11 protein-coding genes and 1 tRNA gene are annotated in these 14,106 nt (G+C 32.5%); all 12 read left to right on the top strand.

The genetic code is table 11. The features are described from left to right. A partial coding sequence (locus HMPREF0520_RS02035; protein ID WP_035514799.1) for a putative Ig domain-containing protein occupies positions 1–1,858 on the top strand: 1,858 nt, incomplete at its 5' end. A gap of 194 nt (positions 1,859–2,052) precedes the next feature. After that, positions 2,053–4,125 carry a Tle-like phospholipase domain-containing protein gene (locus HMPREF0520_RS02030; protein WP_035514796.1) on the top strand — a complete coding sequence of 691 codons (2,073 nt, stop codon included), beginning with the start codon at positions 2,053–2,055 and terminating at the stop codon, positions 4,123–4,125. 212 nt (positions 4,126–4,337) lie between these two features. Then, positions 4,338–4,410, top strand: a tRNA-Thr gene (locus tag HMPREF0520_RS02025). Between the two features lie 197 nt (positions 4,411–4,607). Continuing rightward, on the top strand, positions 4,608–5,900 hold the full coding sequence (locus HMPREF0520_RS02020) for an extracellular solute-binding protein (protein ID WP_010222371.1): 1,293 nt from the start codon (positions 4,608–4,610) through the stop codon (positions 5,898–5,900). Positions 5,901–5,999: 99 nt separating this feature from the next. Continuing rightward, positions 6,000–6,668, top strand: a complete 669-nt coding sequence (locus HMPREF0520_RS02015; protein WP_006729235.1) for a response regulator transcription factor — start codon at positions 6,000–6,002, stop codon at positions 6,666–6,668. 4 nt (positions 6,669–6,672) lie between these two features. Next, positions 6,673–7,590, top strand: coding sequence for a sensor histidine kinase (locus tag HMPREF0520_RS02010; protein WP_006729234.1), 918 nt, complete (start codon positions 6,673–6,675; stop codon positions 7,588–7,590). 99 nt (positions 7,591–7,689) lie between these two features. Further along, a complete protein-coding gene (locus tag HMPREF0520_RS02005; RefSeq protein ID WP_006729233.1) occupies positions 7,690–8,445 on the top strand; it encodes an ABC transporter ATP-binding protein in 756 nt (251 codons plus the stop codon). After that, a complete protein-coding gene (locus HMPREF0520_RS02000; protein ID WP_006729232.1) occupies positions 8,445–10,412 on the top strand; it encodes an FtsX-like permease family protein in 1,968 nt (655 codons plus the stop codon). Before HMPREF0520_RS02005 ends, HMPREF0520_RS02000 begins: the two co-directional genes overlap by 1 nt. 131 nt (positions 10,413–10,543) lie before the next feature. Further along, the gene (locus HMPREF0520_RS01995) at positions 10,544–11,935 is read left to right on the top strand and encodes a hypothetical protein (protein ID WP_006729231.1); all 1,392 of its coding nucleotides are present in this window, start codon (positions 10,544–10,546) and stop codon (positions 11,933–11,935) included. A 27-nt stretch (positions 11,936–11,962) separates the two neighbouring features. Then, positions 11,963–12,931: a type I phosphomannose isomerase catalytic subunit gene (locus tag HMPREF0520_RS01990; RefSeq protein WP_006729230.1), complete on the top strand. Its 969-nt coding sequence runs from the start codon at positions 11,963–11,965 to the stop codon at positions 12,929–12,931. Positions 12,932–12,942: 11 nt separating this feature from the next. Next, complete coding sequence (locus tag HMPREF0520_RS01985; RefSeq protein WP_006729229.1) at positions 12,943–13,332, top strand: SdpI family protein; 390 nt, start codon at positions 12,943–12,945, stop codon at positions 13,330–13,332. Between the two features lies 1 nt (position 13,333). Beyond that, positions 13,334–14,047, top strand: coding sequence for a response regulator transcription factor (locus HMPREF0520_RS01980; protein WP_006729228.1), 714 nt, complete (start codon positions 13,334–13,336; stop codon positions 14,045–14,047). The last annotated feature ends 59 nt before the right edge of the window (positions 14,048–14,106 follow it).

Genomic DNA, 14,106 nt, shown 5'->3' with positions numbered 1-14,106 from the left:
TAAGACGCCTCACATTAAGGTAAGTGACAAAGTTAATGGTGAAACAACGATCACGATTGACGGTTACAACGATGACGGCACTGCTTATCGCCAAGAAGTTAAAGTAAGTGACGGAATCACCTATGCTCCAGTAGCTACAAAGGGTGAAGATGGCGTAACCACGATTAAATTCTATCCAGTGGATCCAAAGACGGGCAAACCAGACAAGACGAAGCAGCCAGTTGGTAGTGATGTTCAAGTTAAGGATGGTGTGAACGGTAAAGACGGTAAGTCTGTTACTAGTGCATACGTAGATGCCAAGACTGGACATTTAATGATTACTATAGAAGGTCAAGCAAATCCAATTGATGCAGGTCTTGTTAAGGGTCTTTCTGCTAAAGTAGATATTAAGCGAAATGAAGAAAATACCGGTGTTGATATTACTGTTACTCAAGAAAAATGGGATAACAATGGTAATTTAACCAAAGAGACTACTACTAATACCGTTTATGACGGAGTTGGACCTAAGATTGAAGTAGCAGAACAAGGTAATAGTCACATCATTACTATTACAGATCAAATTCGTGATCGTGAAGGGATCAAGGAAAAACCAAATGCTAAACCACAAGTAATTGAGGTTAAGGATGGTAAAGATGGTGAGACTCCAACTATTACTAAAGGTGAAGGCAAAGATGAAAATGGTCATGTATTTACTACAGTGACCTTTACAACCAGCAAGGGCTCAACTACTGTTGTAATTCCAAACGGTAAAGATGGTAGAGATGGCAAAGATTGTCAAGGAACTTGCGGTATTTGTGATAATCGTGACTTTAAACCAGTTAAATTTGATGCAAGGTATGAGGATGGAGCAGATCTCGGTAGAATTCAGCTTAGATTTATACCAGTTGAATTAGGTGACCGACCATCCAATGTGACAGCTGCAGTTAAGCATACAAGAAGTCGTCGTTCTTTAGGTGATCAAGAAGTAGCTAATGCAGGATTATTGAATTTGATGGCAACTTCAGTTTTAGTAGGAAGTGATCGAGAAGCAGTTGATTATCCTGCAGAAGATAAGACTGTTCAAGGTCCTATAGCTAATACTTATAAGGTAGAAGGATTATTAGATGGTATGGTCTTTAATCCAGAAGATGCTACAATTACTGGTAAAGCTAAGATTACTGATTGGAAAGATGGCGAAACTAAACGTCGTGTACCAATTCGTGTTACAGTTTATAACTCTGATGGCTCAACAAAAGTAGCTGAAAGTGATATAGTTGTGACTCGTACCATAACGTCCAAACCTAGTGTTCAAGGTACATCAACTCCAGATACTTCAATACCTAATCCAGGTAAATCAATGTCATATGTGGGTGTTGTACCAGGAACTAGACCATACTACACACTTAAGATGATTGGTCGTCCTTTGCCTAAAGGGATCAAATTTGATTCAACGACAGGGACATTCACAGGTACTGCTAAGGTTGATGATTGGCAAGATGGTGAAGTTTCACGTATTTATCCATTTGTAGTGACTGTAGTAAATTGTGATGGTAAGCAATATAAGGCAGAAGATTCAATTACTATTTATCGTAAGATTAATCCAGAACCAGCACCAGTTCCAGAACCAACGCCAGTTCCAGAACCAATGCCAGTTCCAGAGCCAGCACCAGTTCCAGAACCAATGCCAGTTCCAGAACCAACACCAGTTCCAGAACCAGCACCAGTTCCAGAAAAACCAGTTTCAACTGACAAGACACCTACAAGTGGTAAGGAAAAATTACCACAAACAGGGGAAACATCCGATATTGCGAGCTTAGTTGCAGCACTTTGCTTAGCAGCCGGATTAGTAGTTTTGCCAAAGAAAAAAGAACAGGATTAAGGACTGTGTTCTATTAAACTGATGATTTATAGATAATCAATTATGAGGAAGTGTATGGATTTTTAAATCCATGCACTTTTTTGTAGCAAGACAATGGGTTAAATAATTTTAATTGACTGCAAAGGTAGATATGCTTTAATCTTAAATATGTGTGCCTTTAAGATAAAAAATACAAATAATAAGGAGATGGAGGAATGGTCTTTAATAGAAGACGAAGTAATCTATGTTATGGAATTAGAAAATTAGCTATTGGTGTAGTTTCTATGGTGATTAGTGTGGCTTTTTTGACAGAAATATCTGTATCTCAAGCTAAAGAAAATACATCTAATTATCAAGAACACCTAGTAGATAAAAAAGCATCTGTAGCTGATTTAACGAAAACTAGGAAAAAATCAAAAAATCAGGTTGAGTCTTTCAGACCTTTGAATCAGCAGGATATGATTAAGCTTGCACAAGGACAATTAACGCTGCCAGGAGGTCAGGTTGATCCAAGTTTTTATCATGAGCCAGTTCTGGATGTGGCTGGAGATGATGACCATGATGGCTTAAAGAATGGTCAAGAATTGTATGTTGAAAAGGTTAACAACCGTGAATTTTTGGGCTATCATACTCATCCGCTATTAAGTGATAGTGATGGTGATGGATTATTAGATGCTGATGAGATTAAGAATCATACTGATCCGTTGGTTTGGAATATTTGTGATCGAGATTTAGCTATGATGATGGAGTTGAGTTATCGAGATGATAATTATATTCAACAAGTACTTGATTCGCATCATCCTTTGAAAGAAAAATATAATGGTCGACAAGAATATGAATTAATGCATACGGAATTAGCACCTTTTTGGAAAGCAGAAAAATCTTTCCACGAATCAGATGGATTGGATGCAACTTTTTTTGTTACGCATTCTGATTTACCATATTTGAAGGATAATCAAGTACAGGTTTTGGCAATTAGAGGTACGAAGGGTGGAGCAGATCTTGATGATGATTTGAATTTGACTTTAGGAATGACCCCAGGTCAAGTTGATAGCTTGAACAAAATTTTAAAGCAATTACAAAATGAAGGTGCTTTAACGAATACATATTTGACGGGACATTCATTAGGTGGATATTTGGCAATGACTGCTTTGGTTGAAGCACGTGATAAAGGTTATACTGGAATTAAAAAAGCTGTAACCTTTAATGCCCCTAAAATTAGGGGAAATTTATTCAATAAGAAGATGCAACGTGTTGCTAAAGAAGCAAATTTGTTAACTCAACGAGGAGAAGCGATCCATTATGCTGTTTCAAATGATAATGTGATTTCAGCGGTTGGAAATTTTATCGGTGCGAAATCGGTTGGAAAATCAGCTAATGGACATAGTTCACGTACTTATTTTGAAGATCGCATCATGCAATTCGGCTTTAAGCAGGGTAGGAGAAAATCTTCTATGGCAGGCACTGGAGACCAAGAAGCTAATTTGAAAAAGGTATTAGCTGGCTTTAGTAATCCTGTAGTAGCAACGCAAGCAGATGCATATCCTGCAAAGATTAAAAATCATATTGTCACAGAAGTTGGGGTAATTCCTGATTTAACACAATGTATTTTGAATCGTAATGAACTTCCCTTAGCTAAGGTTGAAGATAAAACAAGCTCCATGCATTTATATCAACCTTATCAAATAGGCAAAGGTCAATGTGGTAGCTTAAGCTTAACTTATCAAGATGGATCAAAGAAAACATATTTTGTAACCATTGATGTGCAAAAAGCCAAGCTCGCAGGTGTAGTAACTAGCAAGGGTGAACCTTTAATGCAAGAAACAAAACCAGCAGGTGTAGTAACTAGCAAAGTCGATCCCTTAGTGCAAAAAGTCAAGCCCGCAGGTGTAGTAACTAGCAAGGGCGATCCCTTAGTGCAAAAAGCTAAACCAGAAGGTGTAGTAACTAGCAAGGTCGATCCCTTAGTGCAAAAAGCCAAGCCCGCAGGTGTAGTAACTAGCAAGGTCGATCCCTTAGTGCAAAAAGCCAAGCCCGCAGCTGTAATAACTAGCAAAGTCGATCCCTTAGTGCAAAAAGCTACCCCCGCAGGTGTAGTAACTAGCAAGGGTGATCCTTTAGTAGAACTAACAAAAGCAGATCATGCTACAGAATTAAGTCATTTGACAGAATTGCTAGAAAAAAAGTACCATCTATCAAGCAGAAACAACTTAGTCAACAGATATCATCAGATGTACATATTAATGCTAAAAAACTGCCTCAATTGGGAGCAGATTGTAGAATTTTAGTTTATTTAGTTTCCTTTATGTCAATATTTATAATTGGTTCATCCAAATATGTGATAAATAAAGATAAAAAATAAGTTGATGATTCATTCAAGACGTATCAATTTAACTATTATGGTTAATTTGATGCGTTTTTTGTTTATCAGGACAATGTTATCTTAAATTAGCTAAATGTTGCTTAAAAATGGTATTTTTGCTATAATAATCTATATGTTGCTGATTTAGCTCAGTCGGTAGAGCATCTCCCTCGTAAAGAGAAGGTCGGAGGTTCGATTCCTCTAATCAGCATTAGTTGAATAATCATTTAAGTGATATAGTTTTTGAAGCTATATCATTTTTTATATTTATGATAAGGCTTACATTGCAAAAAATGGATATTAACTTTTAAATTTATGGTAAAATTGAGGCGTCTGAGTTGAAAAATCAGGCAGTTGAAATTTATTATTTATGTTTTATAACAGTGCGTTATTATGGGGAGGATCCATATGAATTTTAAAAAGAAACTGTTACTATTAGCTACATCAGCTCTTGCTATGTTAACCTTATCAGCATGTTCTAAAAATAGTAGTTCAACAGATGGTAAGGTTGCCACAAATATTACTAAAAAGACTACTGTCGTCTTTTGGCACTCTATGACAGGAGCATCTGAGAAATGTATGAAGCAATATGCTGCGGAGTTTGAAAAAAAACATCCTAACATACATATTAAATTGGAAAACCAAGGTAATTATGCAGATCTCCAGTCTAAGATCAATGCAACTTTGCAATCACCTAAGAATCTGCCAACTATTACTCAGGCTTACCCAGGTTGGTTGTATGATGCTGCTAAATTAAATAAGCTGGTTAATTTAAAACCATATATTGAAAATAGCCAAATAGGATGGGGTTCTGTGGCCAAGAGTGATATTAAGGATAAATTATTGCTTGGTGCTCAAATTGGCGGTAAGCAATATGGTATACCATTTAATAAATCTTCAGAAGTATTATTCTATAATAAAGACGTTTTTGATAAATATAATTTAAAAGTACCACGTAATATGTCTGAATTAGCTCAATGTGCTAAAACTATCTATAAAAAGAGTAATCATGCCTTAGTTGGTGCAGGTGTTGATGAATTGGCAAATTACTACATTTTATCTATGAAGGAACAAGGTATTGATTTTGATAAGAATATTGATATGACTTGCCCTGAATCTAAAAAAGCTTTGAATTGGTACATCAAAGGATTAAAAGAAGGTTATTTGCAAATAGCTTCTGCCAATGGTTATCTTTCAACTGATTTTGGTCACCAAAAAGTTGCAATGTTCATCAGTACATGTGCTAGTGAAGCATATGTTAAAATGGGTATGGGCAAAAACAAGTTTAATTATGGAGTAGCACCACGTCCATCTAAATATAATGTGCAACAAGGAACAGATATTTATATGTTTAATAAGGGAACTGCTGAGCAAAAATCTGCTGCCTTTATGTTTATTAAATTCATGTTGTCTAAGCGTAATCAATTGAAATTAGCACATGCAACTGGTTATATGCCGGTTTTAAAGTCTATTTTAAAATCTGATGATTATAAATGTTCTAAAGATTCAAAGGTTGCTGGTATATTAGATAAAACGACTGCTAATATCTATAATTTGAAGATTAGTAAGAATGAAAATGCAGCTTACTTCCAATTAAAATCTTCAATGCAAGCAATTTTATTGGCTGCTAAGAAAGGTGACAGTGTTGTTCCTGTCATCAAAGCCAATCAATTGAAACTAGCTCATTGCTGGAAACAATAGTTTAATGATAATTTAAAAATACTATTTATATCTCCTATGATTAGATACAATAATCATAGGAGATTTTTTTACACAAAATAATTGATAAGTGTGGGATATATGAAAATACTAATAGTTGAAGATGAAGCAACACTAGCCAGTTTATTGGAAGAAGAATTAGTTCAGTGGGGTTATTTGAGCAAAAAAGCAAGCAATTTTAATGACATTTTAGCGGAAGTTACAGATTTTAAGCCGGATTTGGTCTTAATGGACGTATCGTTACCTTTTTATAATGGATTTTATTGGACAGAAAAAATTAGGCAGATATCACATGTACCGATTATTTTTATTACTTCGCATACTGAATCAGGTGATATTGTAAGAGCGATGCAAATGGGAGCAGATGAGTATATTACTAAGCCGATTGATATAACTGTAACTATAGCTAAAATTCAGGCTGTTTTACGTCGAACTTATGACTATAAAGTAGGCAGTGATAGTATTATGTATGGTGATTTAAAATTAAATTTGTCGGTGGCTAATCTAGAGGGTAAAAATTTTGTTTTAGAATTGACGCGTACAGAACTTTTGATATTGGAGATTTTGTTTAATTTTAAAAATAAAATTGCTAAAAGAGAAGCCATTATTAATTATTGTTGGCAAGGGGATGCATTTATTGATGATAATACTTTGGCAGTTAATATTGCTAGATTGAGGAAAAAGCTTAAAACAGTGGGTTATGATGAATTAATTCAAACGAAAAAAGGAATAGGATATTATTTGAAGTGATTGTATGGAAAAGATCAAAAAATTTGTTAAAACTGAAGTCAAAATTTGCGTAGCAGTGTTTATTGTATTATTAATTTTCTTTTTTGTTTTTTTATTTGCCAATTTGGATTTTTCTTTATTTTATTTATCACTGGAGATAGTGACTTTTTGCCTGTTAATTTACTTATTTATTTGCTGGGTGACTTTTAAAAAGAAGGAAAATTTACAAGAGCAAGTTAATCAGCTATTGATAGAAAATCGACAACTTAAGAATACAATCGACATTGAAAGAAAAGATTTAGAGGAATATTTTTTGCTATGGGTTCATCAAATAAAAACGCCAATTACGGTTTCGGATTTGATTTTACAAAAAGAAAAAAATCCTTATACGTGTCAACTAAAGGAACAAATGTTTTACATTCGTGAATATACTAATATGGCGATCAATTATATGAAATTGAAGGATCGTCAAGCAGATATGGACATTGCAGAAGTTGAAATCGATAAGTTGCTTAAGAGTTTACTAAGAAAGTATTCTGGTTTATTTATTGATAAAAATATTTCGCTAGATTATCAGCCAATTGATACCAAAATAATTACAGATGCAAGGTGGGCAACGATTTTGATTGAACAAATATTAGCTAATGCCTTAAAATATACTAATTCTGGTAAAATTACGCTTAGTTTTGATCGAGATAAAAATGCTTTAAAAGTTAAAGATACTGGAATTGGAATAAAGTCAGAAGATATAAATAAAATTTTTGATAGAGGCTATTCGGGTTTTAATGGACGTATCAATGAAAAGTCAAGTGGCATCGGGCTATATTTGGTGAAAAAGATTGCTATTTTGTTAAATATTAAAATAGAAGTTTGTTCAACAGTGAATGTTGGCAGCGAATTTATTATTTGCTTTCCTAAACAAAGTTACAATTTTGTAAGATAAGCCTTGTCATTGTAAGGTTAAATAAATGCTGGAGAATTTTATATTTCATATAATTAAATCATCAATAATTAAATCATCAAAATATTAGGAGTGATTAAAATGGCGATTTTGGAATTAAAGAATATAAAACGAACCTATAAAACTAAATGTGTTGTAACTGAAGTCTTAAAGGGAATAGATTTTAGTGTGGAAGCTGGTGAGTTTGTTGCCATTATGGGCGAGTCTGGTGCTGGTAAAACTACTTTATTGAATGTTATTGCAACATTTGATAAGCCAACATCGGGTTCTGTTATTTTGAATGGCAAAGAGATTAGTACACTAAAAAATAGTGAAATTTCAACTTTTAGAAGAAATAAGTTGGGCTTTGTCTTTCAAGATTTTAATTTGTTAGATCAATTTAACAATCGGGATAATATTTATTTGCCGTTAGTTTTATCTAATCAAAAACCACAGCTAATGCAAGAACGGTTAGACCAAATTAAAGATCAATTGGGAATTAGTGAACTTTTAAATAAATACCCTTATGAAATTTCAGGTGGACAAAAGCAAAGAGTAGCGATTGCTCGTGCAATCATTACTAAGCCCGATTTAGTTTTGGCTGATGAACCTACAGGTTCGTTGGATTCAACGTCTTCTGAGATTATTTTAAATATGTTTGCCAAAATCAATCAGGCTGGACAAACTATTATGATGGTAACGCATTCTTTAAGAGCAGCTTCGTTTGCTAAAAGAATTTTATTTATCAAAGATGGAATTGTTTATCATGAAATTTATCGTAGCCAAGCTGAAAGTCAGTCTGAATTTATGGAGCGAATTAGCCAAGCTCAATTTATGTTGAAGCGAGGTGAGCAATAATGTCATTTTTAATGGCTAAGAAGTTTGCTCTTAAAAACTTAAAGGCCAACAAAGTATTAGAAATTCCTTTTGTTTTATCATCAGGAATTATGTTCATTTTATTTAATATTATGGTCAGTTTAGCCAGCAATTCCTATGTTATACATCGACATAAATTTTTAATAAGTATTATTAATATGGGTATTGTCATTGTAGGAATTTTGGCTGTGATCTTTGTTTTATATAGTGTATCTGTTTTATTAAAAAGAAAAAATAAAACTTTGGCACTGTATAGTATTTTAGGCTTAGAAAAAAAGCATATTAGAAAAATTATTAGTATTGAATTTATGTATCTCTTTACAATGATTTTAGCTATTGCTACAGTAGGAGGATACATATTTGGTCAGCTAGCTTTTTTAGGATTAAATTATTTAATGCGAGATATGGGAGTAAATGTAATGCATTACCCACTAAGTATCTTGGCAATAGTCTTGACCATGGTCGTTGTAATCATTTTATATCTTATTACGGTTATTAGATTAAGCTTTACAGTTTATATTTCAACACCAACGGAATTATTAAATAAACAACATAGTGGTGAAGGTGAACCCAAGTCACGCTATTTGGTTTTATTATTTGGATTAATAACCTTAAGTGCAGGATATTGGATTGCCTTGACAACTAAGGGTACTTTAGAATCTATTACTAACTTCTTTATTGCGGTACTATTAGTGATATTTGCAACTTATGCTTTATATGTTGCATTAACGGTTGTTGCTCTTAAATTACAAAAGAAACATTCCAGTTATTTCAAGCCAGTTAAATTTTTGAGTGTGAGCGGTTTATTATATCGTATTAAAAGTAATGCCTTATCATTAGCAAGTATAGCAATTTTGGGTTCAGGGGTTATAGTTACTCTATCTGCGGTGACTATGATTTATTATTCAGCTAATATGAATTTTAAAAATGCAATTCCACGGTCATATGAATTAATTAGTGGTGAAAATATTGACTTGCACAATTATAAAAAGGTATCTAATACTTTAAAAAAGCAAGTTGAAAAAACAGTCGATAATAAATCACAAGTTGTTCATTCATACGTTGGTTATAATTGTGAAAGCTGGTGTGAAAAAAAAGGTGATCAGTTAAAAATACTAAATAATGAATCTTTATCTTCTCGAACATCTAAGATGTTATATGTTGGTGATTTAGTTGGATATAATGCCAACTTGCATAAAAAGATTAAATTGCAAGATGATGAGATTTTACTTTGTAATAATAGAATCGAGAAACTTAATGTTCATAAGCTAAGGATTGGAGGGCGAACTTTTAAAGTAAGGACAGTTGATAACTTTGTTCCTGCAAACGTTGCCATAGAATCATATGGTATTATTGTCAAAGATCTCAAGACTATGTTATTTTTTAGCAAACTTTTTGTAAAAGCAACTGGTGGAATGGCTACTAATGCTAAGATTAGTTGTAGTTACAACTGGGATGTTAAGGGTATAAGTTATAAAAAATATTCGAAACGGGTGCATGTACTTTCTGCTAATAAGGTAGAGTTTGTTGATGCCAAAGAATTTTTAACGAGATTTTATGAAATTAATGGTGGATTTCTCTTTATTGGAATTATTATCGGTATTATTTTCTTAGTTGGTACGATATTAATTATTTACTATAAACAAGTTTCAGCCGGATATGAAGATCGTCATAAATTTAGAATTATGAAAGAAATTGGGTTGGAAGATGCTTTGATTAAGAAATCTAATACATCACAACTGATGTTATTGTTATATTCTCCCCTATGTGTGTCGATTATTCATTGTATAGTTGCTTCGAAGATTGTTTTTAATTTGGTGCAAATGTTCGGTGGAATTAAGTGGCAAAATTATAATATTTGTTTAGCTGCAGTGATTTCAATTTTCTTTATTATATATTTATTAGTGTTTAAGATAACATCTAGGATTTACTATAATATAGTTAGATAAAGTATTAGTTAAATTTTCTCTGATTAAGTATGATTATTTAAAATGGCTCTTTCTTTGAAATAAGGAGTCATTTTATTTTTTATATGCTATTATCTTAATAAAGACCTAAAAAATGGGGGCGTTGTTTAGTTATGGTATTATCAATAGCTGATTGTAAATATTTTGCTAATAGAGTTAATGACTTTCTGACTTTTCCTGAATTAGAACAGCTGAATAGTGAACAATTGTGGAGATTGAAGAATCTAGTTAGAAATATCAAAAATATTTCGTATGATTGTTTTAGTACTAGTGTAAAAGCGTATGCCCTGACTGGGGATGCTATCTATTTTGAAGCATTTGATAAATTATTAAGAAAAGATCAATTGCTTAGTCCTATTTTAAATTGGTCTATAACTAATCAAACAATGCCTTCTTTTTTGCTAGATCGTGATGGCCAAATCATCATTAATGAAGGTATAAAGCATGATAGTTGGTATGTTTATGATTTTAAGTATGATTATCATTTAAAGATTCCTGAATTAAAGTCTGTGTGTAATAAATTAGGCTTAACTTCTGCTGAGTTATTAAGTTTAGTTCAAAATTATTCATGGCAAATTGTTGTCAAACTGTTATTTTTAATCCAGCGGTTGATTGTTTCTAAGCATTATTACATGAATTATCTAAATATGGCGTCTATCATAAAAAAAGCAATAGTTGATGATAAAATTGCTTGGTTAGTAAATATTTTAGAATTTGTTTATCAACGAAAGCTAACCTTAATTTGTAAATTTGATGAACAATGGTATATTGATAATTCAGTATATCCACTTGAATTTTGTAAGGAAAATATGCTATCGGGTGATTTGTTGACTGAAGATGACTATAATATGTTGGTACAAGAAAAGATAGCTATAATGTTTCGTAATTATGAACATATGGAAGTACTGAGTGCATTTATTCACGATTATTTAGAAAAATATTTAACTTCTCAATTGACCTATGAAGACGCACGTCTTGATGTTAATAAAGTTATCAATGGTGTTAATTTAAAGAAAAATATAACGGCACTTTCTAAAATAGTAGTTAAATCCATTCCATTGTCACTAAACAAAATTTTAGAAGATGTCATGAATGATACCCAAAGTTGTGATCAGGATCTTTTAGGATTTAATATTTTTGCAGATAGTGATGCCAATCCATATTATTGCAATTACAGCAATGGGTTGAGATATTTTAAATTAGCGACCAAGCATCAATTAGTGCTTAAATATATGCAAAAAGTATTTTCTGATGATAATACTATATATCGTTGGTTATTGTGGTGGCGTTTGCAACAGTGGTTACGTCAAAATAAGGTAGTAGCAAAAGGATATATCACTACTTTTAGTTATATTAGTAAATTACCTGTTGAATTGACAGAATGGATAGAACAAGGTGTTGTACCACAAAAAATAACATTAACTGACAATGTCTATGTAATTATTCCTAAAAGAATTCAAAAACGCTTGCAAAAGTATCCTTTAAATTTGCAGGATTATGAATAAAATTTTAATAAGGTGAGGTATTAAAGATTGGAACCAATTTTTTTAAAACCCTATTTTCGTTCTAAGATATGGGGCTCTCGTAAGTTTGAAAAAATTTTTAATGATTTACCAGAAGGTAAGATTGGAGAAGCCTGGATTATTTCTGGGTATCCAAATTGTTCCTCAACAGTTATAAAAGGTTCATATCAAGGTCTTAATTTGCGAGAACTATATCAGCAAAAACCTGATTTATTTGGTCAACCGCATGCTGCTGAGTTTCCCCTTTTAGTTAAATTATTAGATGCTAATGATAATTTATCAGTACAGGTGCATCCAGATGATGAATATGCCAAAATTCATGAAAATGATTCAGGTAAAACTGAATGTTGGTATATTTTACAAGCTGAGCCAGGTGCGAAGTTAATCTACGGTCATCATGCTGAAACAAAGGAGCAATTAGCAGCATGGATAAAAAATGGTCAATGGAACAAATTGTTACGATATGTGCCAATCAAAACTGGTGATTTTTTATATGTTCCTGCGGGTTGTGTTCACGCTTTAACCAAAGGAATCATGGTTATTGAAACGCAACAATCAAGTGATGTTACTTATCGATTATATGATTGGGATCGGATTGATAATAAAACAGGACAAAAAAGAGAGTTACATATTCAGCAGTCGCTAGATACGATTCAAGTGCCACATGTCGATCCTTATTTAGAAAGAGCAGTTAGCAAGTTTCCTGCTGCTACCTTGGTTCGTTTGGCTAATCCTCCATATTCACCTCATTTTTATCTATGGCAATTGGATGTTTTCGGGGAATTTGAATGGAATATGTTAAATTACCAATATTTGTTGGTTTCAGTGATTAGTGGGCAGGGTAAGTTGATTTTTGATGGCAATGACTATAATTTATCATTAGGTGATAGTTTTATTGTTCCTAACAAATATAATAATTTTAAATTTGTTGGCGAAAGTTTAAAAATTATTATTTCTGTACCTACTAATGAAGAATAGGATGAATAAAAATGTTATATATTGCATGTGGAATTATTTTATTTATGATTGGCTTAATTTGGTTAATATCACCAGCTAAAAAGCCGAATAATCTTTATGGTTATGTGTCATATTTGGCAATGGTGAGCGAAGAAGGCTTTAAATTTGCTCAAAAAAGTGCTGCTAAATATTTTATGCTTTATGGTAGTATTCAATTTGGATTAGGCTTAATCATCCACTTGTTAAAGTGGGATGGTTGTATCGTTTTATGGCTGCTGACTTTTTATTTATTTATAATTTTTCCTTTTATCAGTACAGAAAAAGCATTACAGCGTTTCTTAAAAGCACGTGATTTATTGCCTTATGACTATATTGAGCCGGATAAAGTTAAGCATAAACTAACCAAGGGATTTAAAGATTAAGATGAATATACTATTAATCGAAAAAGAAGAAGCTATTATCCAAATTCTAGAAGCTTTTTTTATGAAGGAAAAGTGGAATTACGATATTGCTACTGATGGGGTTATTGGTACCAAAATGTATAGTTTGAACAAAAATAAATATAATTTAGTCTTAGTAGATGTAGAGCTACCTTCACTTGATGGAGTTGAAGTAGTAAAGTATATTCGCAATATATCATTAGAAACACCGATTCTGGTTTTAGCTGAAAAGAAATTTGAAGAAGAATTGATCTCTTCATTGCAACAAGGGGCAGATGGTTATTTAGCACGCCCATTTAGTCCACTTTTGATGGTTGCGAGAATCAAAGCTTTATATCGCCGAATTAATTTGGAACGTGGCAAAAGAGTTAATCTCAATATTGAGCAAGTTATTTGTACAAAGTATTTAAAGATTTATCCGGAAAAACATAAAGTTATTTTTAATAAGCAGGAGATTAATAGCCTTTCGCCGAAAGAATTCGCTATTTTAACAATATTAGCTAGTAGTCCGACGCAGGTTTTTTCACGTAAAAAATTATTGGAATTGGTATGGGGCAATGAATATTTTGGTGATGCTCGGACGATTGATACACATGTAAAAACCTTACGCCAAAAATTAGAGAAAGTAGGACCGCATGTTATTATTACAGTTTGGGGTGTTGGTTATAAATATGATGAACTAAATTTTGATATTTAGCTATAAAAATGACTATGATAAATTTGTAGTGTTTCCATAAAGCTGGATTAAGCATCTAA

The sequence above is a fragment of the Lactobacillus iners DSM 13335 genome, assembly GCF_000160875.1.
Lineage (GTDB): Bacteria > Bacillota > Bacilli > Lactobacillales > Lactobacillaceae > Lactobacillus > Lactobacillus iners.
Note: the sequence above shows the minus strand (reverse complement) of the source record. Positions and strands in the feature narration are given on the sequence as shown.